28 protein-coding genes and 1 tRNA gene are annotated in these 24606 nt (G+C 56.7%); 19 read left to right on the top strand and 10 right to left on the bottom strand.

The window, feature by feature from the left end; all coding sequences use genetic code 11:
* The first annotated feature begins 205 nt into the window (after positions 1 to 205).
* Positions 206 to 694, top strand: a complete 489-nt coding sequence (locus IPI63_RS05300; protein ID WP_292477098.1) for a hypothetical protein — start codon at positions 206 to 208, stop codon at positions 692 to 694.
* A gap of 84 nt (positions 695 to 778) precedes the next feature.
* Positions 779 to 1468, top strand: a complete 690-nt coding sequence (locus IPI63_RS05305; RefSeq protein ID WP_292477099.1) for a carboxypeptidase regulatory-like domain-containing protein — start codon at positions 779 to 781, stop codon at positions 1466 to 1468.
* Between the two features lie 83 nt (positions 1469 to 1551).
* On the opposite strand, the gene IPI63_RS05310 is transcribed toward IPI63_RS05305, so the two are convergent.
* Genes IPI63_RS05310 through IPI63_RS05325 form a run of 4 tightly spaced genes read right to left on the bottom strand, consistent with a single transcriptional unit; the run spans position 1552 to position 5052 of the window.
* Positions 1552 to 3054, bottom strand: coding sequence for a serine--tRNA ligase (locus IPI63_RS05310; RefSeq protein WP_292477101.1), 1503 nt, complete (start codon positions 3052 to 3054; stop codon positions 1552 to 1554).
* Positions 3051 to 3281 carry a KEOPS complex subunit Pcc1 gene (locus IPI63_RS05315; protein WP_292477103.1) on the bottom strand — a complete coding sequence of 77 codons (231 nt, stop codon included), beginning with the start codon at positions 3279 to 3281 and terminating at the stop codon, positions 3051 to 3053. The genes IPI63_RS05310 and IPI63_RS05315 overlap by 4 nt, the downstream gene beginning before the upstream one ends.
* Positions 3278 to 4600 (bottom strand): DHH family phosphoesterase, encoded by a 1323-nt coding sequence (locus tag IPI63_RS05320; protein WP_292477105.1) that lies wholly within the window; start codon positions 4598 to 4600, stop codon positions 3278 to 3280. The genes IPI63_RS05315 and IPI63_RS05320 overlap by 4 nt, the downstream gene beginning before the upstream one ends.
* A complete protein-coding gene (locus IPI63_RS05325) occupies positions 4597 to 5052 on the bottom strand; it encodes a 30S ribosomal protein S15 (protein ID WP_214064792.1) in 456 nt (151 codons plus the stop codon). The genes IPI63_RS05320 and IPI63_RS05325 overlap by 4 nt, the downstream gene beginning before the upstream one ends.
* Before the next feature lie 101 nt (positions 5053 to 5153).
* Here IPI63_RS05325 and IPI63_RS05330 point away from each other — a divergent pair, with 101 nt between their 5' ends.
* Complete coding sequence (locus tag IPI63_RS05330) at positions 5154 to 5888, top strand: DUF116 domain-containing protein (protein ID WP_292477107.1); 735 nt, start codon at positions 5154 to 5156, stop codon at positions 5886 to 5888.
* A 43-nt stretch (positions 5889 to 5931) separates the two neighbouring features.
* Here the strand turns inward: IPI63_RS05330 and IPI63_RS05335 are convergent, their stop codons facing one another.
* Both IPI63_RS05335 and nrdD read right to left on the bottom strand, forming a co-directional pair.
* Positions 5932 to 6111, bottom strand: coding sequence for a 4Fe-4S binding protein (locus tag IPI63_RS05335; protein WP_214064790.1), 180 nt, complete (start codon positions 6109 to 6111; stop codon positions 5932 to 5934).
* 72 nt (positions 6112 to 6183) lie between these two features.
* Positions 6184 to 8409, bottom strand: a complete 2226-nt coding sequence (gene nrdD / locus IPI63_RS05340; protein ID WP_366850874.1) for an anaerobic ribonucleoside-triphosphate reductase — start codon at positions 8407 to 8409, stop codon at positions 6184 to 6186.
* 471 nt (positions 8410 to 8880) lie between these two features.
* Here nrdD and IPI63_RS05345 point away from each other — a divergent pair.
* The 13 genes from IPI63_RS05345 to IPI63_RS05405 all read left to right on the top strand — a co-directional run bounded on the left by IPI63_RS05345 (position 8881) and on the right by IPI63_RS05405 (position 19806).
* Positions 8881 to 8953, top strand: a tRNA-Ala gene (locus tag IPI63_RS05345).
* Positions 8954 to 9023: 70 nt separating this feature from the next.
* Complete coding sequence (locus IPI63_RS05350; protein ID WP_292477111.1) at positions 9024 to 9689, top strand: LysE family transporter; 666 nt, start codon at positions 9024 to 9026, stop codon at positions 9687 to 9689.
* Between the two features lie 10 nt (positions 9690 to 9699).
* Complete coding sequence (locus IPI63_RS05355; RefSeq protein ID WP_292477113.1) at positions 9700 to 10593, top strand: hypothetical protein; 894 nt, start codon at positions 9700 to 9702, stop codon at positions 10591 to 10593.
* Between the two features lie 33 nt (positions 10594 to 10626).
* Positions 10627 to 11220, top strand: a complete 594-nt coding sequence (locus IPI63_RS05360; protein ID WP_214064474.1) for a stage II sporulation protein M — start codon at positions 10627 to 10629, stop codon at positions 11218 to 11220.
* A 185-nt stretch (positions 11221 to 11405) separates the two neighbouring features.
* Positions 11406 to 12764, top strand: a complete 1359-nt coding sequence (proS, locus tag IPI63_RS05365) for a proline--tRNA ligase (protein WP_394357584.1) — start codon at positions 11406 to 11408, stop codon at positions 12762 to 12764.
* A gap of 8 nt (positions 12765 to 12772) precedes the next feature.
* Positions 12773 to 13756 carry an ATP-binding cassette domain-containing protein gene (locus tag IPI63_RS05370; RefSeq protein WP_292477117.1) on the top strand — a complete coding sequence of 328 codons (984 nt, stop codon included), beginning with the start codon at positions 12773 to 12775 and terminating at the stop codon, positions 13754 to 13756.
* Between the two features lie 4 nt (positions 13757 to 13760).
* Positions 13761 to 14597 carry an ABC transporter permease gene (locus IPI63_RS05375; protein WP_292477119.1) on the top strand — a complete coding sequence of 279 codons (837 nt, stop codon included), beginning with the start codon at positions 13761 to 13763 and terminating at the stop codon, positions 14595 to 14597.
* 93 nt (positions 14598 to 14690) lie between these two features.
* A complete protein-coding gene (locus IPI63_RS05380) occupies positions 14691 to 15353 on the top strand; it encodes a flavodoxin family protein (protein ID WP_214064470.1) in 663 nt (220 codons plus the stop codon).
* 81 nt (positions 15354 to 15434) lie between these two features.
* On the top strand, positions 15435 to 16046 hold the full coding sequence (locus IPI63_RS05385; RefSeq protein WP_292477120.1) for a TIGR00296 family protein: 612 nt from the start codon (positions 15435 to 15437) through the stop codon (positions 16044 to 16046).
* 328 nt (positions 16047 to 16374) lie between these two features.
* Complete coding sequence (locus IPI63_RS05390; RefSeq protein ID WP_292477122.1) at positions 16375 to 16794, top strand: hypothetical protein; 420 nt, start codon at positions 16375 to 16377, stop codon at positions 16792 to 16794.
* 8 nt (positions 16795 to 16802) lie between these two features.
* Positions 16803 to 17552: a hypothetical protein gene (locus tag IPI63_RS05395; protein WP_292477124.1), complete on the top strand. Its 750-nt coding sequence runs from the start codon at positions 16803 to 16805 to the stop codon at positions 17550 to 17552.
* 66 nt (positions 17553 to 17618) lie between these two features.
* On the top strand, positions 17619 to 18977 hold the full coding sequence (hisS, locus tag IPI63_RS05400) for a histidine--tRNA ligase (RefSeq protein ID WP_292477125.1): 1359 nt from the start codon (positions 17619 to 17621) through the stop codon (positions 18975 to 18977).
* Positions 18978 to 19056: 79 nt separating this feature from the next.
* Positions 19057 to 19806, top strand: a complete 750-nt coding sequence (locus IPI63_RS05405; RefSeq protein ID WP_292477127.1) for a tetratricopeptide repeat protein — start codon at positions 19057 to 19059, stop codon at positions 19804 to 19806.
* 170 nt (positions 19807 to 19976) lie between these two features.
* Here IPI63_RS05405 and IPI63_RS05410 read toward each other — a convergent pair whose 3' ends face one another.
* Genes IPI63_RS05410 through IPI63_RS05420 form a run of 3 tightly spaced genes read right to left on the bottom strand, consistent with a single transcriptional unit; the run spans position 19977 to position 22228 of the window.
* Positions 19977 to 20192: a hypothetical protein gene (locus IPI63_RS05410; RefSeq protein WP_214065935.1), complete on the bottom strand. Its 216-nt coding sequence runs from the start codon at positions 20190 to 20192 to the stop codon at positions 19977 to 19979.
* Positions 20193 to 20225: 33 nt separating this feature from the next.
* Positions 20226 to 22112, bottom strand: a complete 1887-nt coding sequence (locus IPI63_RS05415; protein WP_292477130.1) for a DNA mismatch repair protein MutS — start codon at positions 22110 to 22112, stop codon at positions 20226 to 20228.
* A complete protein-coding gene (locus IPI63_RS05420) occupies positions 22076 to 22228 on the bottom strand; it encodes a hypothetical protein (RefSeq protein WP_292477131.1) in 153 nt (50 codons plus the stop codon). The genes IPI63_RS05415 and IPI63_RS05420 overlap by 37 nt, the downstream gene beginning before the upstream one ends.
* Positions 22229 to 22360: 132 nt before the next feature.
* Between IPI63_RS05420 and IPI63_RS05425 the strand changes: the two genes are divergently transcribed.
* Together IPI63_RS05425 and IPI63_RS05430 are read left to right on the top strand one after the other, a co-directional pair.
* A complete protein-coding gene (locus IPI63_RS05425) occupies positions 22361 to 23248 on the top strand; it encodes a hypothetical protein (RefSeq protein WP_292477134.1) in 888 nt (295 codons plus the stop codon).
* 48 nt (positions 23249 to 23296) lie between these two features.
* Positions 23297 to 23428: a hypothetical protein gene (locus IPI63_RS05430; RefSeq protein WP_292477136.1), complete on the top strand. Its 132-nt coding sequence runs from the start codon at positions 23297 to 23299 to the stop codon at positions 23426 to 23428.
* Positions 23429 to 23694: 266 nt separating this feature from the next.
* On the opposite strand, the gene IPI63_RS05435 is transcribed toward IPI63_RS05430, so the two are convergent.
* Positions 23695 to 24087: an ArsR family transcriptional regulator gene (locus tag IPI63_RS05435; protein ID WP_214065937.1), complete on the bottom strand. Its 393-nt coding sequence runs from the start codon at positions 24085 to 24087 to the stop codon at positions 23695 to 23697.
* Positions 24088 to 24414: 327 nt separating this feature from the next.
* Between IPI63_RS05435 and IPI63_RS05440 the strand changes: the two genes are divergently transcribed.
* Positions 24415 to 24594, top strand: coding sequence for a hypothetical protein (locus IPI63_RS05440; RefSeq protein WP_292477137.1), 180 nt, complete (start codon positions 24415 to 24417; stop codon positions 24592 to 24594).
* The last annotated feature ends 12 nt before the right edge of the window (positions 24595 to 24606 follow it).

Genomic DNA, 24606 nt, shown 5'->3' on the forward strand with positions numbered 1-24606 from the left:
GACGATGTCAGCGGATAGGTGAATGTATTTATGGCGACGATCGCCCTCCCCCGCCAAATAACGAATGTGCCGTCTGATTCATGACTGCACAGCAGATCCAGCACGGCAAAAGAATTATTAACAATGCAGACAATAGATGTATCCTGAAGCTCCTCGGGCTCCTGGGGCTCCTGGAGCTTGGACTTTGCGACAGATGGTGATTGTAATGAATATACACAGATTGATTGCTTTATCTATACTGCTCGCCTCCCTGGTGGGGACTGTCCTCTGCCAGAGTGCGGAGAATGAGACGGCAGGGATCACACCCTCCCTGACAGTCGCAGACCAAACAGCCGTAGGCGACAGTATGGTCGCCAATGTCACTGTAGCCGAGGCAATATCAGACGGGCCGGGATGGGTTGTGATACACAACAATCTCTTCGGCCATCCAGGGGGAGCGGTTGGATACACTCATGTCGATAGCGGCAACAATAGCAACATTGTTGTTACAATCCATGCCTTCGTGGCAACAGATAACCTCTTTGCCGTCCTGCACTATGACCGGGGGGAGATAGGGGTATTCGAGTATCCAACAATAGATACTGAGCAGATGGCTGAAGGAGAGATCATGATAAAGCCCTTCACCGTCTCGACCAGCTGGGATGCACCCCTTATGAACCTCACCCAGATGGCCGAGGATGCCAGCAAAAATTAAATTTTTAAATTTTTTTTATTCATCGTGATTAAGCGCAATAGCGCCCGATAATAAACATCAAATAATTAAACGTGGGGGATTTCAATGGTCAAATATCGGTCCAAACTATTGGTGCTGATGCTTCTGCTGGTGGCAACGGCAGATTCGCAGATCGCACAGGTACCAGGCAGCAGCGCTGCCACCGGCCTCTCGGGCCAGGTGGTTGATTCATATGGCCAGGGCATATCCGGAGCCAGAATCTGGATAATCGATAGCACCGGCCAGGCCAAAGAGACCGCCAGCAATGCCACTGGTGGCTATAGCATGACCCTGGCCCCGGGCAGCTACACCATAACTGCAGAGCTCTCCGGATACAGCTTCACCTCTGCCACGGTGCTCGTCCAGACGAGCCTCCTCTCCGCCGCCCCGAGAATCGTCGGCTACTGGGCAGGCCCTGCAGCCCAGGCGGCGGTATCGCCCCCCGACTCCGGGCTGTACGGGCAGGCCTACTATGCCACAGGCACAGGCACAGGATGGGTTCAGGGAAGGGTGATGGATCAGACCGGGGCAGGCGTTCCCTCTGCCTCCCTGAACGTCGATGGCTGGAGGACGGCATATGCCACCGACGAGCAGGGCAACTACCGGCTTGAGCTCTCACCGGGAATGCACATAATCGATCCCTTCAAGCCCGGCTATGGAATTCCGCCCAGGGCAGCATTCGTCGCCTCCGGACGGACCACCAGGCTGGATTTCATCGCCAAAGGGGTGGTCGCCCTGGGAAGGGGGAGAATGTGAGCGAGAATCGCGGGCTTCGCCCGTGCCATCTCCCTTTTTATGTCGGTTATTTCCCGTGAATTTATAAAAATGCTGAAGGGAGATCAGAGGAACCTGATTCCCCTGGGCATCTCCCCGAAACGCCGGCGGAACTCCTCCGGCCAGTTTGATGGATCCAGCCCCTTCTGGCTGAGGAAGGCTGCCGCCCAGCGCTCCAGCCCCACACCGCTGCAGCCAGACCACAGGGGCTCGCCGCTCTGGGCTTTGACTGTGAACCCTTTGGGGTACTTCTCCCCGTTCACAGAGAGGTTCTGAAACTCTATCCAGTTTCCATTGTAGGGCAGCAGAGCCTCATAGTCCACTGTGCCCGCGCCGGTCATCTGGGCCAGGCCGGTCTTGCCCTCCTGGGCCATGAACCAGGGGGTGACCCAGGCCGTCCTCCAGTGCAGCTCTAAGATATCCTCGAAGATGTGCTTGTAGCAGTCCTTCAGCCTCTCCCCCTCCTCTAAGGTCTGCTCTCTCGTCCCCAGCCAGACGATCTCAATGCGATGGAATTCGTCCACCCTCTCTATGCCATGAATCCCCCCTGACTCATAGCGGTGGCTGGTGCCCGACCGGTCGAAGACCCGGATGGGCAGCTCGCTGTTGGGGAGGGTCATCCCCTGGAGGAATCCCCAGAAGGTGGGGCACTGGGCATAGCACATCCCCCCAATGGGCAGGTCGATCTTCTCCTTGACCAGCTCCAAGGGGACCTCATGGGTGACCTTGTAGTAGTCCATGACCTCCTCCCAGAAGGCCGGATCGCGGGTCTTAGGCGGACAGACGAAGTAGATCTCCGGATAGACCCCCTGGGCATGGCCGCTCCTCTTCCAGACGTCCCAGGTATCAAGCTTGGGAAATATCATCTCCTGGTAGCCTAAAGGCTGGATGATCTCCTCCAGGACGATGGCCTCGAAGGTGCGGAAGAGGTGGGTGGCCTGGGGACCGTAGATCCACTGCCCCCGGGCAGAGCCATGCTTGATCCAGCCTGCCTTCTTCATCTCTTCTGTGGGATCGGCATTGAACTTCGGCTCCCTCTTCGGGCTCTCCCAGAGAAGCTCCCAGTGCTCAGCCTTTCCTCCATAGCCCTCCTCCAGCTTCTCCTCCAGAAGGCTGACTATCCGGTCGGGAATGCGGTTCTCGATCTCCGGCTGGCCCAAAGTGCCCTCCGGGCCCACATCCAGGACGAGCAGCAGCTTACCTCCCTCATGCCTCATCTCCCGCACATAAGGGATCCGGTGGTCTATCCCCTTATCGGACTGAACCTCGATCTCAAACCGGGTTATATCCAATCCCCGAACGCCGATCCTGAATTGCTTTCCCAAGAGCTCAGAGAGAGGGCGGCGCAGCCTGAGCAGGGCATCATGAGCCCGAACATATCGATCGCTATCGATGACCAGATCGATCTTGTTTCCCTCTAGCCGCCAGGAGGCGATCTTTGCCCCCTGGCCCGGGGAAGCTCCCTTCTCCAGCATCGGCCCGGCATCCCTTATGAAATCGGAAATGGCCTCTTCGGCAGGGCTGGCATCAGCGCTCAGCCGAAGGCTTGCCTCCAAATGAAATCTCATCTCTCCTCCGCAACAGATAGCATCTCTCTTGCTATTTTAATGTTCATCAATAGATCATCCATAGTGGTGAGAAGGGTCCCGGGCTTCTCGATGGAGAACTGCAGGCGCAGACAGCGCTCATCGATCATTAGATTCATATTGGGCAGGTTGTCCGGCTCGATGGCCCGGCCGACCTTCTCCATATCCTCTCCTCCCTCTCCCAGCAGGACCAGATGCGCATGGATCATGCATCATCCCCAACCGGCCGGCTGGAGGCATCTGCTCCCCTATTGAGCTGCTCGTCCAGGATCCTGTCCAGCAGGGCCAGGAACTCATCCTCTCTGCCCGGCGGTATGGATGCCCCGCTGGCTATGGTATGGCCCCCTCCGTTTCCGCCCACGGCATTAGCCGCCTCCCGCAGGGCTACAGATAAGTCCAGGCCGCGGGCTATGAGGGGTTTATTCCCCCGAGCGGATATCTTGATCATATCATCCTTATGGTTCAAGGTCACCAAAGGGAGATCGGTGTAAAGATACCGGATCCCAAGACCGGATACGATCGCCCCCGCCTCCATATTCATCCTCTTCAGATAGCGAAGGTTCTTCATCTGCCGGCTCTGCTCTCGAAGGAGGCTTATCTCCCGCAGGATGTGCTCTCTGTACTCATCCCCCAGCCTCTCGGCCTCCATGAGCGATCCCCTGTCGCGCAGGCAGAGGGTGAGCCCTATGCCGGGAAGATCCCGGTTGCCGCAGGCATTGAGCAGTTGTACCATATGCAGGGAGTTCTCCACCACCTCATGGCGGAGGCGGATCACCTCACCCAAAATAGAGTCTGCAGCAAAGCTCCCCTGCATGATCAGCTTAAGGGTTAGAGCCGTGGCCAGCCTGGTCAGCTCATCCCCCTCCAGGCTTTCTGCATTGCCACTTATCCTCAGAGCATCCAGGAACTCTCTGACCTTCTCCCGATCGCCGGTGAAGTCCAGTAGAGGCTCTATGCTCCTTGTCAGAACCTCCTCCACCGGCCCGTCGCCGGGGAGCTTCAGACCGGGTCTGACCTGTACTGCTCCGCTGGCCACTGCCTCCTCCAGGATGGATCTGTTCGCCCCTATCATCGCCTGGCGGTCGCCCATTGCACCCACCAGGGCAAGGCCGGCCAGATCGGCATTATCGCCCATATGGCGGACCACAGAGTAGACGGTGCCGGAGGCAGAGAGCTCAAAGGCCCCATCTATGCCGAAGAGATGAGGATTGTGATGCATACAGTCCAGGCTTCCCACCGGGCGGTGATGATCTAAAACGAAGCACTCACCAGGCACAAGAGAGATCAGTTCCGGCTTTCCGCTCCCCATATCGCAGAAGACCACCGGCCCGGTCAGCCCCTCGATCACAGAGCTGTCCAGCCGGTTGACCAGTGTGGCCTGGAAGGGAATGCCTGCACGCAGAAGGGCATGGCAGATCAGCCCGGCAGAGGTGATGCCATCGGCATCGTTATGGGATATCACCCGCATCTGCTCGCAATGCAGAATGGACCGGGCTATGGCCTCTGCTGCCCTATCCAGCCGCTTCATGAGATGAGGATCTCAGCGGTCTCCGGCGAATAGGCCCATTCCGGAGCCAGATGCCCTGAGCTGTGATAGTATTTCACCAATCTTCTTATCTTGTTTTCTGTAAGCTGGAGAGCCCTCTTATTATGGACGTCTCGCTTATTAGCTCTTATATGTTTTCTCACACGAAGCGCTTTTCGCATCAGATTGGTCAGATCCTCTGGAATATCTGCCAGGGCGTTGTTCTCCTTAAGAAAGCCCGTTATGCTCTTTCCCATCACCAGCTTGGCGTTCGGCACGCCATACTGATCCCTCAGGATGAGGCCAATGCGGCTGGGAGAGATGCCTGTATCATGCAGCTTCATGACTGTCTTTTCCAACTCCTCCTTGGATATATCAGACCACTCTGGCGCTTTGCTCACCATGGGTGGCCGGGACCGTGAGGAGCCCCTTTTTCGGCTATGCATTTTTGCCATCTTTCAATCCTCATTAAATCTCATAATGGCGAAGGTATAATGCTCACGGCCAGGTGAGATAAAAAACTTGCGCCGTCCTCTCCCCCCGCAGGCAGGTCCTGGTGGCAGGTTTAATAAGCAAAGGATTTGAAGGTCAGGGCATGCTTCCGGAGTACTTGAACCAGTTGTTCTATCTCATCGGCCAGGCGGTGGTCCTTATAGTCGCCGTCATTCTCATCATCTCCTTTCTGGTAGCTCTGCTCATCCTCTACTCCTTTAAGACGGGCAACTTCTTCGCTGCCAGATATATGCTCTTGGGCACTATGCTCTTAGAGGGGGTGATAAAGGCCCTCTTCTCGATGGCCAGGGTCGACGACTCCATAGTGGATGATGTAGGGGTGCGCCTGAGAAATTACATCAACACCAAGGAGTTTTTAAAGACCCCCTATGAGAGGCGCTTCATCTTCATGCCCCAATGCCTCCGCAGCGTCCAGTGCCCGGCCAAGCTCACTCCGGAGGGAATAATGTGCATAGACTGCGGCCGCTGTGGCATTGGCGAGGCCAAGAGATATGCTGAGGGCATGGGCTACAAGTTCTTCGTAGTTCCCGGCTCCAGCTTCATAAAGAGGATCATAAAGAAATATCGTCCCGGAGCCATTGTGGGAGTGGGATGCCACATGGAGATAAAGGAGGGGCTGGACCTGTGCCACAGCCACAGCATACCGGCCCGGGGAGTCCCACTATCGACAGCAGGTTGCGTTGCCACCACCATAGACTGGGAGACCTTCTATGAGGCCATATCAGAGGGCGCAAGCAGGGAGAAGGGCAATAGCGAGGCGGGCGGTCCGAGCAGATAAAGGGATACTGGCTCAGCTAAAAAAAATGGGCTGAAAAGTGCGATTACTTCTCTATGGTGATTGCTTCGGAGGGGCAAGCTTCAACGCATGTCCCACAATCAGTGCACTTTTCTTTATCTACGACTGCTATTTCCTCGTCGTCCAGGGTGATGGCCTCCTCAGGGCATTCCTCGACGCAGGTTCCACAGCTTACACATTCGTCTCTATTAACAACTGCGGGCATTTATTGAGTCCTCCAGTTTGCCTCAAAGGCAAATCCACCTGCATGTATATCCGATATATACCTTTCGCAGATCTAGGCCAGTTCCTTGTATTTCTTTCTGTCCCGCAGCTCCTGTCTCTTGGCGCTGTTCCATCCGCTGACTGCCTGCAGGTAGCCGGTGATCCGGCTGATATGGTCTACGTTCTCCGATCCGCAGTTGGGGCAGCGATCGTCCAGCCCGCCTGAGACCTGGGAGCAGCCCAGGCAGACGGTCATATCCTTGGTGAAGGTGAAGTAGCCGATCTGGGTCTCTTTAGCCAGGCGCATGCCGAAGTCCATCAGCCCCTGGGGATCGGGGGCGGCCTCGCCCAGGAAGATGTGGAATATATTGCCCCCGTCGACTATGGGGAAGAAGACATGCTCGAGCTTTGCCCGCTCGAAGATAGTGACCTCTGCACCGGGTGGCAGATGGGTGCCATTGGTGTAGTAGACGGGCAGATCCCGCGTCTTATGCACATTCCTCCTCATCGCCTCCAGATCGCCCTTCACCACCCTCTCTGCACATTCCCTGAACTCCTCGTGGATGAGATCGGATACGGCAAAGCGCTGGGCAGTGGTCTCAGCCGGGGTGCGGGCAAGAGCAATGGTCATGCCATGCTGCTCAGAGAGTCTCTTGGCATAGATCTCCATCTCAGTCATGGCCCGGACGGCCAGCTTCCAGGCCTCTTTCGACTCATGCATCTGCTTTCCAGTATGGAACTGCACCATCTCGTTCACTCCGACGACGCCAATGGTGTAGACCAGGGCATCCAGGTCTACGGCGACTGAGCCCATCTCGCCGGTTATGGGATCTCTGGGCTGCTGGGTGGCAAATGGCATGCGGCGGTTCTTGACGATCTGGTTCATCCACTGCCGTTTCACCTTGAATATCTCAACTGATATGTCCATCAATTCTCGCAGGTACTCGAAGAGGAGATCATCATCCCCCCGGGCGAGATAAGCAGCGCGGGGGCAGTTGAGGGAGACGACCTGCCAGGAGCCCATGGAGAAGTGCTTGCCATCGCGGAAGCGGAGCTTGTCATCGAACTGAGCGTCGCTGTTGAAGGTGGCAGCAAACTGATATGCACAGCACTGATAGCATGATATCCCCTCCCCTGCGCCCCGGTAGGCAGGAAGCTGGTTGTCAAAGTATGGCGTGCCATACTCCGCCGCCAGCTTGAAGGTCATGAGATACAGCTCCTGATAGGTGGGAAGATCGGGATGAGCGGCATTGAACTCCTCGTCCTCCTTCATGAAATCGGGCTCGATGCTGATCTCGGGCTTGGGGAAGTTGAAGGGCTTGCCCCAGTAATCGCCCTGGAGCATGACCTCCATCAGGGCCTTGAAGGCCAAACGCACCTCGCGCTCGAACTGGCCGTAGGTCTTGAGCGGTGCATCCGGAGAGGAGCCATCCCAGACCCTTCCCGCATAGACAGCCGGTTTGTCCCGCCAGAGCTTGGGGATGCCCGGGGTGAGCTGCACTGAGGAGAAGACCAGTTGGCCGCCGCGAGCTACCATCATCTGGGTCATCTCGTAGACGAACATCTGCATGAGCTGTACTATCTCCTCATAGCTGCGAGCCTCGAAGTAGGGGGCGATGAAGGTGAGGAAGTTATAGAAGCCCTGTCCGCCGGCGAAGTTGGTCTGGGCGCTGCCCAGGGCCTTGACGGCATGCAGTATGGCCACCTCAGGCTTCTTGGCCGGGCCAGCAACGCTGGCCTTGGTGCCCAGGCCATCGGGCATCAGCCCGTAATAGAGGAAGTAGCGCAGATCCCAGTCCTGGCAGAACGGCCTGGTCCCGAAGTACTCCAGGTCATGGATATGCAGATCCCCGGCCAGGTGGCGGTCGGCCAGATAGGGGGGGAGAAGCAACAGGTACTGCTCCTTGCTTATTTTATCCGCCTTCTTCTTGTGGCTGGTCTCGGCGTTCTCCTGCAGGTTGGCATTCTCCTTGGACTCAAAGCCTGTACCGATGTCGATTAAGTGGGCATCAAAGACGGGCGTCCCCACCCGGGTGCAGATGTTTCGCCACTCGGTGTGATGCCTCTCCAAGAGGATCACATTCATGATCTCTCTGACCAGAGGACCGCTGAGGTAGCGGACGTTCATCCACCTCACCCGGCGCTCCACCTCCTTGGCGATATCCTCTGCCTCCTCTTCCGTTATGCCCGGCTCTTTATAAAATTGTTCTGATAGTTTTGTCTCCTTCAGGAGCTGCTTGGCTATGGCCTCTCTATCCCAGTCCAGCAGATGGCCGTCTGTGGTCCTGACTCTGGGCATAGACGAGACAGCCAGCCCTTCCAGTGTCTGTTGAACGATTCTGCTGCTCAACGCCCATCCCCTCTACAATAAAGCAACATCATGCCTCCTCTCGACGATCGATCCATTAGACCAGTATTTCCACTCCAGTTTATTCCCTTTGCGCTCCAAACAGCCGCGAAATTTTTTAGCAATTATGTCCCAACTCAATTATAAAGTAAACGCTTGGGATTATCAGTGTGCCCGGATTATCAACCAGACCCTCGCAGGACGAAAGTGATGGACGGATCTCATCGGCCATCGCGACAGCCGGACCGGCACAAAATACCCGTCCAGAAGAGGAGACCGGCCCAATCTCCAGGAGGACATGCCCCATGTGATCGGGGATGATCCACGGCAGCGCTGTGGCAGCATTCTCTGCAGATCAGTGGACCGACCGACCGCCTTCCACCGACATGTTTAAATGCAGTACAGCGCACCTTGTGCCTCTGAGGGCAGGTAGATCAGCTGGAAGATCGCTACCTTGGCATGGTAGAGGCCTCGGGTTCAAATCCCGACCTGTCCATTAGCTAGAATCAGCAAATCATTTTTATCGGGAGAGCAACAGTCTATCCCCAAAGAGATCTGAGACGAAGATGTTCGATATCATTCAGGCCGGAGAGACACTGCCAGGATCCGCGGCCACCATAGCTATGACCTTCTCCATCGGCCTTACTGTTGGCCTGACCGGAGCCATGGCCCCTGGCCCGACCCTCCTGGCCACTGTCAACTCCTCCCTCAAGGACGGCTGGCTGGCCGGGCCCAAGGTTGCCGCCGGCCATGCGCTGATAGAGATGGTGATATTTCTCCTGATTGTAAAGGGTCTGGCTGTGGCTATGCAGGAGTACTCGCGTCTCATCGCCCTCACAGGCGGCCTAGCCCTGATCCTCTTTGGCATTCTGACTATGCGGAATAGCAGGAGCGCCACCATGGCCTCGGCAGAGGGAGGATCTCAGACCAATCCCTATCTCGCAGGGATGCTCACCAGCGCAGCCAATCCCTACTTCTGGATCTGGTGGCTCTCCATAGGCAGCGCCCTGGTCATATCGGGGCTTGAGGCCGGCCTGATGGTGGCAGCGATATTCATGCTCGGCCACTGGAGTGCTGATTTCGGCTGGTATCTTCTCGTCTCCAGCAGCCTGGATAGGGGAAGAAGCCTCCTCTCGCCGGAGAATTACCGGAGAATACTGGGCCTGTGCGGCATCTTCCTGGTCCTGTTCGGCATCTATTATCTGGGAAGCGGGGTGGGAGTGGTCGGCTGATGATGGATAAATGAGCAGAAAAGCGAGGATTCTGGATCTGATTGAATGCTCCACCCTGGTCCTCATCCTCTCCCTTCTCCTCGGCCTGCTGCTGCCCGGCCCGGCAGAATCGACTGAGGCTCTCATCACTCCAGCGCTCATGATCATGATGGCCTTCTCCCTGGCCGAGGTGGATATGATCAGGGCGATCAGATCCTCGGGCATACTGAAGAGCGGAGCCTGTGGCATTCTCCTGAACTACGGCCTTCTGAGCGGATTGATACTCCTCCTGAGCCACGGCCTGGCGGATGAATCCCTCCGGCAGGGCTTCATAGTCATGGCCGCTGTCCCGCCGGCGGTGGCTGTGCTGCCCATGACCCGCATCCTGAAAGGGGACATGAGCCTCTCATTATGCGGCGAGATCAGCTCCTACCTGGCATCGCTTCTGCTGATGCCCCTGATCATCTATCTCTTCTCCCGCCAGACGGGCATAAGCCCCCTCTATCTGCTTCAGATCTCCATTGTACTGATCATCATCCCCGCCATCGCCTCTCGGCTGGTGCGACTCCTCCCAATCAACCCCATCCTTCCCATAAATCTGGGCTTCTTCCTGGTCACATACACTGTGATCGGCCTGAACCGGGGGGCTCTCTGGATGGGTTGGGGGGATGTGGCCTGGATAGCCATCGCCCGCACCTTCGCTCTGGGATCGGCGGTCCTCATTATGGCGAGGCTCGCCGGGCTGAAGGAGAGCCAGGCCATCTCCTGCACCCTTCTGGGCTCCTTCAAGAACCTGGGGCTGGCAGCTGCAGTATCCCTCTTGCTCTTCAGCCCGGCGGCAGGGCTCCCGGCAGCATTCTGCGTCCTCGCAGAGAGTGCCTTTTTCATCCTTCTCGCCTCGCGAGATCACGCTATCCTTAAATAAGGCAAAAAAGAGTGATCTGGTAGGGAGTGTATCATGTCCATCAAGGAGGATGCCAGTTATCTGAGGTCGATATACATCTATATTGCCATCTCCGTTCTCCTCTTCGCCCTCACCGCCGTCATGGGCTATTATACTGCCCATCTGGACCCTGAGTTTGCCGCCAGCTGGACAGAGGAGATGAAGATTCAGTCATTGATCCAATGGATCCTGGGGCAGCCGCCCCTTATGATAATGATGATCATATTCCTGAAAAACCTCCTCGCCTCAGCAGCGGCCATCCTCCTGGGATTGGGGCTGGGCATCGTTCCCATGATGGTCGCCACCAGCAACGGCTTTCTCCTGGGGATAGTCGGCTATAGTGCTGTCGAGAGGGAGGGATGGCTCTATCTGGCGGCAGGCATCCTCCCCCATGGCATCATCGAGCTTCCCGCGGTCCTGCTGAGCATCGCCATTGGCCTGCGCTTAGGCCATGTTCTCCTCCTCTCCCTGCTAAAGGAGAGGGCGGACCTCTCAGGAGAGGTGAGAGTGGCAATTCGTCTCCTCCTCCGCTGGATCATGCCCCTGCTCCTCTTGGCCGCGGCCATTGAAACTTTTATCACCCCCTTTGTCATATCGAGGGTCGCATGATATATCCAGATACTGAGAATGAAGGCAACTCCTCTGCCGGCCGGAAGGATGGTGGCAAGAGGGATTCCAAAGGGAATCCCACAAAGAGAGCGAGCGCGGGAAGAGCGAGCACAGGTGGAGCCGGCGGACAGAAGGCCCAGCTCCCCTCCAAGGAGGACTTCAGCCAGTGGTACCACGAGCTGTTGATGACCGGGGAGATCATAGATAACCGCTATCCTGTTAAGGGAATGTGCGTCTGGTTCCCCTTCGGCTTTGCCATCAAGAAGAAGGTCTATGGCATCATCCGGGAGCTACTGGATCCCGATCATCAGGAGACCCTCTTTCCCCTGATGATCCCGGAGAACGAGTTCATGAAGGAGGCCCAGCATATCAAGGGCTTCGAGGAGGAGGTCTACTGGGTGACCTGCGGCGGGACCACCCCCCTGGATGTGAAGCTCGCCCTCCGCCCCACCAGCGAGACCGCCATATACCCCATGTTCAAGCTCTGGATAAGGTCGCATGCCGATATGCCCCTGCGCATCTACCAGATAGTGAACACCTTCCGCTATGAGACCAAGCACACCCGGCCCCTGATCCGCCTGCGGGAGATCACCTCCTTCAAGGAGGCGCACACCGTCCATGCCACCTGGGAGGAGGCTGCAGAGCAGGTGGAGGAGGCGATCAAGAGGTACTCGGAGTTCTACCACCGCCTGGCCATACCCTTCCTGGTGAGCCGCCGCCCTAGCTGGGATAAGTTCCCGGGCGCAGATTATACCACGGCCATCGATGTGATCATGCCCGATGGCAGGACGCTGCAGGTGGGGACGGCCCATCATCTGGGCTCCACCTTCGCCAGGACCTATGAGATAACCTATGAGGCCGAGGATGGGGAGCAGAGGCTGGTCAATCAGACCTGCTACGGCATCTCTGAACGCTGTATAGCCGCCCTCATATCCGTTCACGGGGACGATCGGGGCCTGGCACTGCCCTGGGAGGTGGCACCAGTCCAGGTGGTGATTGTGCCCATCCTCCTTGGCGACAAGGAGAGGGTGCTGGAGGTCTGCCGGGATCTGAAAAGGACCCTGCAGGCGGACTGCATCCGGGTGGAGCTGGACACCAGCGATGAGCGGCCTGGTGCCAAGTTCTATAAGTGGGAGATGAAAGGGGTCCCCCTCCGCCTGGAGGTCGGCCCGCGGGATATTGAGAGAGGAGTGGTTACAGTGGTGCGCCGGGATGGAGAGAAGCTCGCCCTGCCCAGGGAAGGGCTGGCCTGTGCCCTGCTCGCAGAGGCCGAGAAGCTGCAGGTTGAGCTGTTCCGGCGGGCAGAGGCATCTGCCCGCGCCCGGATGGGGGAGGCGGCAAGCATTGAAGAGGCCAGGGCCCTGGCCGGCTCCGGGGTGGCAATGGTTCCGTGGTGCGGTGAGGAGGAGTGCGGCCACAGGCTGGAGGAGCAGGTGGGGGCGAATATGCTGGGCCAGCCCCAGTACCAGAGCTTCTCCCCTGCAGCCTGCGCCGTCTGCGGCAAGGTGACAGAAAAGCGCACATATATGGCCAGACAATATTGAAGGACAGGATGCCTGATAAGATCATAGAGGTAAAGAACCTCGAATACAGGTATGGCAGCTTCAAAGCAGTGGATGATGTCAGCTTCTTCGTACGCAAAGGGGAGATCTTCTCCCTTCTGGGCCCCAATGGTGCCGGCAAGAGCACAGTAATCAACATCCTCACCACACTGCTCCCCATTCAGAAGGGTCATGCCACCATCTCCGGGTACGATCTGGCCACAGAGCCCCAGGAGGTTCGCCGCTCCATTGGGATTGTCTTTCAGGATGAGACACTGGATCGCGATCTCACTGTCTGGGAGACCCTGGAGCTGCATGGCAGGATCTATTCCATGCCCGGGCGGGAGAGAAGAGAGAGGATCGAGGAGATCATCAGTCTGGTGGAGCTGGAAGATAAGAGGGATGTGCGCACCCGCTATCTCTCTGGAGGGATGAAGCGCCGCCTGGAGATCGGCCGGGGACTGATGACCAGGCCCGAGGTGCTATTTCTGGACGAGCCGACAATTGGCCTGGATACCCAGACCAGACGGCGGCTTTGGGATTATATCCGGATGGTGAATGCATCAGGGACCACCATCTTTCTGACCACCCATTATATGGATGAGGCCGACCAGGTCAGCGACTGGATCGATATCATGGACCACGGCAAGATCATAGCCTCTGGCGACCCGGCAAAGCTCAAGGATGCTCTGGGAAATGATATGATCTATCTGAACACCAGCGATGATACAGTCACTGAAAGGCTTCTGCAGGGCTTGAGTGTGGTCAGAGGCATAAAGGCCACGGGGGAGGGGCTGGTGGTGACCATCAGCGCCGATGGAACGCACTGCCTTCCCATCATCATGAATCAGATCGAGGAGAATGGCATTGAGATCATAAGTGTGAACCTGAAAAAGCCCACTTTGGATGATGTCTTCGTCCATCACACCGGGAGAGCCATCAGAGATGCCGGGGCTGAGAAGCTGCGCCGCATCCAGCCGAAAGGGAGGAGGTAGAGGATTGTCATCTGAGTTTTTGACCATCTACTGGCGCGATATGCTCAGGTTTGTTCGTTTCAAGGCAGCTCTGGTGGCCTCACTGATACAGCCCGCATTATGGATGGCGCTTTACGGGGCGGCCATGTCCAACAACTTCAGCCGCCTTGAGGCGGGAATGGTCGTACCCCCGGGGGCGATGACGGTCTCATATCTGACCTTCATGGGCGGGGGCGTGATCGCCCTCACCACCCTCTTCACCAGCCTTTTTGGAGGGATCACTCTGCTGTTTGATAAGAACTGGGGACTGATGCGGGAGCTCTTGGCCAGCCCCATGCCCAGAAATCACATCATACTGGGAATAGGCCTCTCCGGGGTCACCAAATCCTTCATTCAGGTCATGGTCATCATGGGATTTGGTCTGGTGATAGGGGTTCAGTTCTTCCCCGGATATTCACTGCTTCAGAAGATGGGAGCGGTATTGGGTATACTGCTCTTCGTGGGCATATTCTCCTTGGGATTTCTCTTCCTCTCCTCGACCATCTCCATGAGCATGGAGACTCCAGAGGGGCTGCAGGCGGTCATCACCCTCCTGACCCTGCCCCTCTTCTTCGCCAGCAATGCCCTCTATCCGATCGATGCCTTCCCCTGGCCGGTCCGGTTCCTCTCCCAGTTCAATCCCCTCACCCATCTGGTAGACGGTGTGCGCTACTTCATGATAGGCAGCGACTTTTATGCCATCGGCATTCATTACGTCTACAGCAGCAACGATCTGATCGTCTCCCTCCTCGCCCTGATGGGGTTTGCCGCTCTCATGTTTCTTGTCGCCTGGCAGGTCTTCAAGAGGGCGGTGATCACTTGATTTCAGGGAATCATCATGCTGCATCAGACCTGCTGCATCAGACCGTTTATCTTATTTGCAGAGAGCATCGACAGAATGCCGGAGGATGATAGAATGAAGATACTGGGAATCTGCTCGAGCCCCAAAGGCTCGCGGAGCAGCACTCTGCGCCTGGTCAGGGCGGCGAAGGAAGGGGCAGAAGAGAACGGGGCAGAGGTTGAGCTGCTCGATCTATGCCAGCTAGAGATCAAGTACTGCAATGCCTGTCAGACCTGCTATAAGACCGGCAGGTGCGTTCATAAAGACGACTTTCAGGGGCTGTACGAGAAGATCCTGGCGGCGGACGGCCTGGTGATAAGCTCGCCCAATTACTTCCATTCTGTGACCGCCCAGCTGAAGACTCTCATCGATAGGATGGCTGATGCAGCACACTGCCAGCTCTTGACCGGAAAGTACTGCTGCAGCCTGGCCACCGGCGGCAGCAACTATGATCAGGTCACAGGCTATCTGGGGGATCTGATGATCGGTTTCGGCGCTTTCTTCACCGGCAGTGCGGGAGCTGAGATGAGCGGAGGGCCTGCCGCCCTGGAGGAGGGGGAGAGGAAGGCCCGTGCACTGGGAAGGAGCCTGGTGGATGATATTCGCAACAAGCGCGAGTATGCCGAGCAGAGAGCAGTGCAGCAATCCATTCGCTCTCACTTCAAAGAGCTGGTGCGCATGAACAAGGAGAACTGGAAGCATCAGTATGATCACTGGAACAGCATAGACTGGCGCTAGGTCGAGCGAAGCTCATTGCTGAACTCATCTTTGGGCTCATCCCTCATAACTCTTTAATATCTTCCAGGCCTATTAACAGCCATGCTGACTGTGGATGAGGGGAAAACAGCCGTCCGTTTAGCCAGACGCGCCCTGGCTCACTATATGGAGGCGAGGGAGCCTCTGGCTCTGGAAGGCCTGCCGGCTGTCTTCTCCCAGAAGCGAGGGGTCTTTGTAACCCTGCATGAGGAGGGAGAGCTGCGGGGATGCATAGGCTATCCTCAACCGGTCCTGCCCCTTGGCCGGGCGATTGTGGACTCTGCGATCAATGCCGGCTTTCGCGACCCGCGCTTTCCTGGCCTGCGGCCGGGAGAGCTGCAGAGGATTGAGATCGAGGTGACCATCCTCACCAAGCCCGAGGCCTATCAAGGGCCCAAGAGGAGCCTGCCAGAGAGGATCCAGGTGGGAAGGGACGGCCTGATCATCTCCAAAGGGCCGTTCTCAGGCCTGCTCCTGCCCCAGGTGGCGGTCGAATGGGGTTTTGACCCCCTGGAGTTCCTGGGCCAGACCTGCATCAAAGCCGGCCTGCCAGCTGATGCCTGGCTGGATGAGGAGACCCAGATTGAGCACTTCGAGGCCCAGATCTTCGCTGAGGTGGCGCCGGAGAGGGAGGTCTTTGAGAAGAGCTTCACAGCGAGTCCCTGCGGGACCTAGGCGATAGGGGATGATCAGAGGCCAAGGCTATTCTGATCGCTTGATCCCTTGATCTGGGCCAAGGCTATTCTGATCTTTTGATCTCTTTATCTTCTGTCTCTCCCAGGACACAGACACCCTCGATCTTCCCTTCACACACTTCAAAAATTATTATATTTGCAAAAGGGCTGCATATTATCGCTGATGCATACCTATTGTAAAATTATGCTGAAACGAATATCCCTATAAATCTAGCTTTTTCAGGCAAAAACCACCAGAACGTATAAATATCATCGAGTGAGTAATTGCTTATATCCTAAAAGGATAATGGGGTGAAATTATTAGGCAAATGGGAGTACTTTTGGCATTGGCCATAGCAATGCTATCGGTTCCTGTTCTGGCCCAGGGCGTGGCTTCCTGTGGCGCAGTGGACATTCTGGGGAGAGAGGGGGGCATATTCGAGTCGGAGTCCTCTGCCTTCCAGTTCCCCGAGTTTGCAAACACCAACTTCGACAGCCTGACAGTGGGAAATGACAGGGCCTTGGCCTTTGGCGGCATCAGGCCGAGATCGCCACTGACCACAGCCACCAATAACCTGGTGATCAAGAAGAATCAGGATTCTGGAGACTGCGAGTGCTGCGGTTCCATCTGCCAGGAATGCTGCTTGAAGGTCAATATGGAGCAGATCCGGGTGGGAAATAGGGAGGCCATGGCTTTCGGGGACGCTATTGCTACCAACAATGTGAAGATCGTCACCAACCAGCAGTAATGAGGTCTATGGACCTTGAAGGACGGAACATGAACGATACGCTAAAGCCCACTGGCATCTTGCTGGTGGGCACCATTTTTATCTGCCTATCTCTCACGCTCAGTGCAGCAGGATCCATCTCCGATCTCCCAGACCTGCAAAAGGAGATGAAAAGATCCCTCTCCGGCAACCTGGATCAATCCCAGGGAAGTGCTATGGGAAAGCTCCGGGTCCATGGAGATACCATCACCTTCCCCTGGTCGGAGCGGCATAAGCCCCGCTCTGCCCCCCGGCCGCCCGTGCCCATGACGGCGCCTTCGAGGGAGAGGATCGCTCTGAATGAGAGCAATCCACATAGAGCGCTCTCCGATCTGACGGCGATAAACAGCTGCCGAGAGAGGGAGGTGATCTGGGAAGGGGGTCAGGAGGGGGATCGGGAATCTGGAGGCCTGTCCAACTCCCTGGCGATCAGCGTCACCGGCCAGGAGATGAACGATAAATCGATCTTCAGGAATAAGGGGGATGTCGCGATGAACATAGAGAGGGTCGTGGATGGGGCATTGAACGAGGGTCTGAGATACAATCCTCAAGGGCACAATGGCACTAAGGGGGGGTTGACAGCACCTTTGGGCAATAATATGATCATAGATGTCAGCGGGATCTCTGTGAGCGCCATAAATACTGTGAAAGGGGGAAGCGCCACTGCTACATCCAATATAATAATCAGGCCGGTGCAGATCATACTCTGTCCATCTGAGGTGAAAGAGAAGCTGAGATGATCCTCCTGATCTCCTCTTTTTGAATCACAAACTATAAGGGCATTTTATGTCTATCTCCCTCCTGACATGAGCATCATCCAAAGACCGAGGGGAACGCGAGACTTCCTTCCTGAAGAGACCTGGAGGAGGAGCCTGGCCCGAAATGCGATGCAAGAGGTCCTTGAACACTGGGGCTATCGGGAGGTGGCCACCCCCACCTTTGAGCATCTTGAGCTATTCACTGAGAAATCCGGGGCATCGGTACTGGAGGAGATCTACGCATTCCAGGATAAGGGTGGGCGCGATATCGCCCTGCGGCCAGAGCTTACTGCTCCCGTCATGCGCCTGTACGTCTCAGAGCTGCAAAACTCGCCCAAGCCCATAAGGCTTTACTATTTTGGCAATTGCTTCCGTTACGAGCGCCCCCAGAAGGGGCGGTTCAGGGAGTTTTGGCAGCTGGGAGCTGAGCTGATCGGCGGAGCCAGGCCGGACTCAGAGGCAGAGGCCATCGCCCTGGCCGATCAGTTGATCCGGAGCGCTGGCATCCGGGGGGAGATCCACCTCGGCTATCTGGGGCTCATAAGGGCATTTTTGGAGAGGATCCAGGAGGATAAGAGGGCTGCGGCGATGAGGATGATCGACAAGAAGGAGCGGTCCCTTCTGGCAGAGCTGCTGGAGGATCAGGATCAGGATGTCCTGGGACTGCTGGAGCTGATCGATCTCAAAGGCAATGCCGCTCTGGATAAGGCCAGGGAGATCGCCCAGGAGCTCGAGCTGAATAAGGCCGCCGGAGGGGCGGGGGCGATTACTGATCCCAAACCAGGATTGCAGGCTGATGGCCGGAGGTCTGCTCGCACTGCCAGGGCAGTTGACTCTCAGCTCAGGCTGGATGAGTTCCAGGAGACTGTGGACCTTCTCCAAGCTTATGGGGTGGACTTCCATATCGATTTTGAGATCGTGCGGGGCCTGGACTATTACTCGGGCACGGTCTTCGAGATCTATGCTCAGGGCCTGGGGGCGCAGCGCCAGATCTGCGGTGGAGGAACATATGAGCTGGCCAGCCTCTTCGGAGGAAAGGAGACCTTCTCAACCGGCTTCGGACTGGGATTCGATCGGATCATGCAGATCGCCCGGATTGTAGGGGAGAGAGCCCCCCCCATCTTCCTCATCTACTCCCCGGACGTCAAGCCAGATGCCGTAAGGATCGCCCTCTCACTGCGCAGGTCCGTTCCCACAGTGCTGGATGTCATGGGCAGAAGCATGAAGGCCCAGCTCAAGGCCGCCTCTGGAGCAGGGGCGAAGTATGCTGTGATCGTGGGCAGAGAGGAGCTGGATTCCGGCAAGCTGCTCCTCAGAGACATGTCCAGTGGAGAGCAGGAGGCGCTGACGCTGGAGGAGATAGAAGGGCGGCTTGGGCAGACGGTATCTGGGGCACCGAGGAGGTAACCCTCACAGCAGATAACTTGAGATATCATCCCATCCAAATCCGATAAGTATATGTCCTTTATATCTGATCTTTTTGGCCATGAGATTGATATTTACGGCTTCAATTGCTCTGATCCTCCTGCTGGGACTGCTGCCACCAGTCCATTGCCAGCGGACGGCGGGGGAGTGGCTGGATAACGGCACCACCCTCGCCGGCCAGGCCAGATACAATGAATCGCTGCAGGCCTTTGAGCAGGCGATTGCCCTCGACTCCAACTCCACCTTGGCCTGGCTCAGCAAAGGGGCGGCCCTCTTGAGCCTGGGCAGGTGCAATGAGGCCCTGGAGGCCTGCGATGAGGCAATACGCCTGGGCCCCACATTTGCCGCCGCCCGACATCAAAGAGGCAATGCCCTCAGGTGCCTGGGCAGGCAGGATGAGGCCCTTAGGGCTTATGAGGAGGCCATAAGCCTGGATTCCGGCGATGCCGATGCATGGAATGATAAAGGGGATGTGCTCTGTGAGATGGGGCGGCATGAAGAGGCTTTAGAGGCCTACGATGAGGGGCTGTGGCTCGATCCGGATGATCAAGATCTCTGGCAGGATAAGGGCTATGTTCTGGCCATTTCAGGCCGGTACAATGAATCCATAAAAGCCTTCCAGGAGGCCATCCGCCTCGATCCCGGGGATGCAGAATCATGGGGCAACATAGGCAATGTCCTCGCCGGCCTGGGAAGGTTCGATGAGGCTTTAGAGGCTTATGACAGGGCCCTGCAGATCGATCCCGATCTGGCCGGGGCCTGGTATAATAGAGGAGTGCTCCTCAAGGCTCTAAAGGAGGCAAGAGGCTGATTCGGCCATTGCCCGGAGGGGGGAGCGGGCCTGTGAGCCTGCCCCTCCAGCGAGCAGCCCATGCCGGGCGCAGGATGCAATGTGCTGTGGCCTCTTTGCCCCTGCTTTTATCGATCTCAGCGGGAGTGCCGGACTGTGCTAGAATAGTGCGCCAGCCAATTGCTCAGGGGCTATCTCCTCTTCCTTGCTGCCTTGTACTTGGGCCAGCTCTCTTTTGGCATCCCCTTTCCCGCATAGCTCTCCCTCACACTATCTGAGGCCGCCCTCTCCAGCCGGTCATCACGCCGCCTCCTCTCTTCCGCCATCCTCTTTACCAGGATGTAGTTGGCAGCGAGGAATAAGGGGAACAAGAGGATACAGATCACAACTATATGCCAGATCTCCATATATAGAACAGTAAGCCGGGGAATATAAAAAGCTCATCTGAACCTCCCCAAGAGGCGGGCATAAAACTCCTTCTCCCGCCCCTTGGTGGTGCGAGCCAGCCGGTCCAGTATCAACTCCGGGGTGCTCTTTGCCAGATAGTTGTAGCGCGGGCTGCGGCAGACCACCAGGCAGTTGTTCTCGTCCAGCCCCTCCGCCTCTATTCCGTCCACCCGCACTGAGCTCTCAGTGAAGCGAAGCACATCCTCGGCCAGGTGGCTGACGAAGACGGCAGCCGACCTCCTGCGGTTCAGCTCGTCGAGCATGCAGGCGATTATGCGCGCTGAGGCTCCGGGCTCAGTTATGGATTCCAGCTCGTCTGCCAAGACCAGCTTTCTCTTCTCATTCTCCACCACAGAGAACTTTCTCATCGCCGTCTCAAAGGCTCCAGCGGAGAGAGTGCCCCGGCTCTTGCTGAAGTAGTAAAGCTGCTCGAATAGGCAGATCCGGCAGCTTTCAGCGGGCACAGGCAGGCCCATCTGCGCCAGGATGGCGATCTGAGAGATCAGATCCAAGAGAGATGTCTTGCCTCCGGAGTTGACTCCGCTGAGAAGGGCCACCCTCTCCCCAGGCTCACCTGCACCTCCCCCCAGGCAATAGCTCACCTCCTCCGGCTGCCTCAAGAAGAGGTTCCTCCCCCCCTGAAAGCACAGGCAGGTCTCCTCCACAATCTCCGGGAAGCTCAGGTCCTCTTCCAGGGCGAATGAGCCCAGAGCATAATAATAGTCGAACTCCATCATATGGCGGACCAGCTCCTCCGCCCGGCCCCGCTCCCCGGCCAGACTGCGAGCCAGCTCTCTTTTTGCCCTCAGGCCCCTCTCCTCCACCCGGCCGCGCAGCTCCTGCTCAAAGGATCGCAATGCTCCCTGGTCCAGCTCCAGAGGATAGCATACGGAAGAGGGGAATATCTCATCCAGCCAGACCCCCTCCGATCCCTTCAGATCCAGCTCCTCTCTGGCCCTCTCCTTGGCCTCTTCCGCGACCCCGGAGAAGATCTCCTTCATCTGCAGCTCGAAGAGCTCCCTGATGCCCTCTCCCCGGCTCATCACCTGCAAGAGGTCTGTTCCTTCCAGGGTGAGAGAGCTCTGCTCGATCCTGCTTTTAAGCTCCTCATTGGCAGCTGCTGCCGCCTTCTCCAAACAGCCCTTCAGCCTGGCGGCAAGGGTGCTCAGCCGCTCTTCCTCCGGATCTCCCTCCTCGCCCAGGCTGCCAATCAGGCGGAAGAGATCATCCCAGTGCAGAAAATCCTCCAACCCCGCCGCCTGAAGCTTTGCGGCCGCTTTTGCCGCGGCGAGCAGGGTCTCCATATTCTCCTTATAGAATCCTAAAACCGCCTCCGGAACCAGATACCACTCCTCCAAAGACTCCGCCCTCTCCACCCCCTCGGCATCCCCTATGCCCTCCCCCACCAGGCTGATCAGGCTATAGCTCTGGGCGAGGGCCAGCAGCTCCTGAGGGCTCTCTGCCAGATGAAGATCGATCAATCTGTCCAGGCCACAGGATTTCAGCCTCTGGAAGTCCTCGGGATTGCTGGCGACAAGAGCCCTCTCCCTGATCCTCGAAGGGGCCCTCTCCCGCAGAGGGCGCAGGGAGCGAAGCTGCTCCTCAATACCCTGCCCTGCCATTAGCCGTGCCGCCTGCAGAGAACGAGAGGCAACGATGCGGTTCTCCTCTATCAGCTCTCGGGAGGAGGAGGGAAAGAGGGTCCCGATCTTCAGCCGGGCATAATCGGTATGGGCAAACTCAGCCAGCCGGGAGATGATCAGGGAATAGATCCTCACAGCCTCATCAGTGGCCAGGAACTCATCCCGGGAGACATCGAACTGCCGGGCACGGGCATGCTGGACTAGCTGCAGCGCCTGGCGTTCGCTAGGACCCTGCACAGGCCAGGCACATCACCCTCCCATACCGCCTGCAGGGCCTTCTTTTCATCCCCATAATGCTCTTTCAGGCGCTCTCTTAAACGAGGGCCTACTCCCGGAAGATCCACCAGTCTCAAGCGCTCCCATTTTAACAGGAATATAATATATCTGTTCCGCCAGCAGAAATGCCGTCCGGGTCGGACAGTCTCTGCCCGGCGGGAGAGGCTGCGCTGAGAAGATTGATATTCTCAAGGCAGAGAACCGTTCTTGTGCTGCTTAATCGATTGCTTGATCTGGGTGAGGAGGAGAGCATATTCTTGGCGGAGGAATCCCTGCAGGATCTGCTCGACCTTCCTGTAACCCGGAGGATAATGGAGGATGGATTGGATTGGGATCGCTCCATCCAGCTTACAGATATCGGCATTGCCTTTCATATCGCCGGCCCGGAGGACTTCTGGCTGCTCCTGACCGACCGGTATTCCAGGGAGAGGATCTTGATGGATGCCGCCGGCCAGCTCGGAGCAGAGGCTGCAAAGAGCATCACCATCGATGAGGGTGACTTTCTCAGTGCCCTGATCGAGTATTATGCCCTCTCCCTGAGGGATGAGCTGCTCTGCGAGAGCTGCAGCAGTACAGAAGAGCTGCATTACCCAGAGGATAGAATAGCAAGGCTGATCGATCTACTGAGGTCTAACCTCTCCTCTACAGGAGAAAAGCCCATACTGGAGGTATGCTGCGGCAATGGACCGGCCACCCAGGCCCTCATCCGTCTCGGTTTCAATCCCTTTGCCATGGACTCCGATCGCTGTGAGCTCTGTTTAGCCCTAAAGAAGGGGCGGATGGACCCCGCCAGATCCTTTGTTCTGGATGCCAGGCTACTGCCCCACTTTTTTTCTGGCAGGCCGTTTCATGCTGTTCTCGGCTTCATGGTGGGGCTGATCGATGCCTCCAACTGGCCCTTTTGGAGGGAGATACTCCTCGCTGCAGCCTCGCTCTCCGAAAGCGAGCTTCTCATAACTGTCTACTCCCAAAAGGAGGCGAATCTCATCGCGAAGGAGATGGAGGGGGCGGGCTGGAGGGGAGAGGTAATCGACAATCAAGACCCAGGAGGGATATACGACCAGTGGGTCTACAGGGGAAGGCGAGAGGCACTTTGAAAGAATGATAGAAAGCTTAATTATCCATCCCATACCTCAATGAGAGTGGTGAGATTCTTGGCCGACTTTAAGAAGCGAAATGCGGAGAGAAAAGGTGGCAAAAAAGAAGAGATCAAAAGCAAGAAGCTCATGGAAGAGAATCTGGATGCATTAAGAGGCAGAGGAGAAGCGGAGAAATAGGCTTCTCGCAGTGTATGGCTCAAGCCTCTGACCGATGAGAGCAACAGGCTCGTGGACTTTGATCATACCCCGAGTAGAATGAACTTCTCTTTGATCCTATAGCTCCAAGGGTTCGCGGTCAGAGAGGTCTTGATATTGAATTGCTGAATGCTGGAGAGATGGGATGTCTGAATTGCCATCTCATCCCTTCTAATAAAGCCAATTCGGGCGGGTTCAAATTTACAGCCGGACAGGGCGAGCTGTCTGGCGGCAAAGGAATTGGGCCATCAGGGTGTGACGCTCAGGCTTCTGCTCAGCTCCTTGAGCCTCTCAATACTCTCCAGTGTCTTGGCGGACTCCTTTCTCTTCTCATCCTCGAAGTGCTTTATGATATCGCTCAGGGATATGGTCAGACGATAGATCTTCATCGGCCTTCCCTTGCCGTCCTTCTTGATCTCCCTCTCCTCCACCCAGTTGTTATTGCGCAGTGTGCGCATGGCAATGCTCACCTCGGGTTGGCGGAGGTTGGATCCTATCTCGATCTCCCGTGATGTGGCCTCCTCCACATTGGCCAGATAGGTGATCATGCTGGCCACATTTCTGGGAATGCCAAGCTCGCGGAGGACCTCTACAAACTCCCTGTCGGCATCATCCAAAACTTTCACCGAGAATTGTCTCATAATAACCTCATTCTATTTTTGTATATAACAAATACCTTATGATATAAATAGTTTATTTCGAGGTGTGATATTCTTCTGGGGCATAAGATTATGTTATCGATATAGCTCTCGGTTGACATTATCTCATTATGATCAGATATTATATTCATTATATCATAGATGCATATCAATGATAACCGCAATGCGACGGGCATGATAGGAGGCTATTTGCATCTATGAATGGGGGTTGAGTGATGGAGAAGAATAAATTGTATTAAGAAATTAATATCTATATTATCACAGTTATCATCTCTGCTAACTATCTTTGGGCAAGACAGCATGGATCGGATGGATCAGAAGGAGCGGATGGAGTGGATGGATCGGATTGATCGGGGGGGGGGGGGGGGGGGGGGGGGGGGGGGGGGGCGGGGGGGGGGGGGGGGGGGGGGGGGGGGGGGGGCGGGGGGGGGGGGGGGGGGGGGGGGGGGGGGGGGGGGGGGGGGGGGAGGGGCTGATGGGGCAGGATAATAGGATGAGAAA

Origin of the sequence: Methanothrix sp. (assembly GCF_016706325.1) — an archaeon.
Lineage (GTDB): Archaea > Halobacteriota > Methanosarcinia > Methanotrichales > Methanotrichaceae > Methanothrix.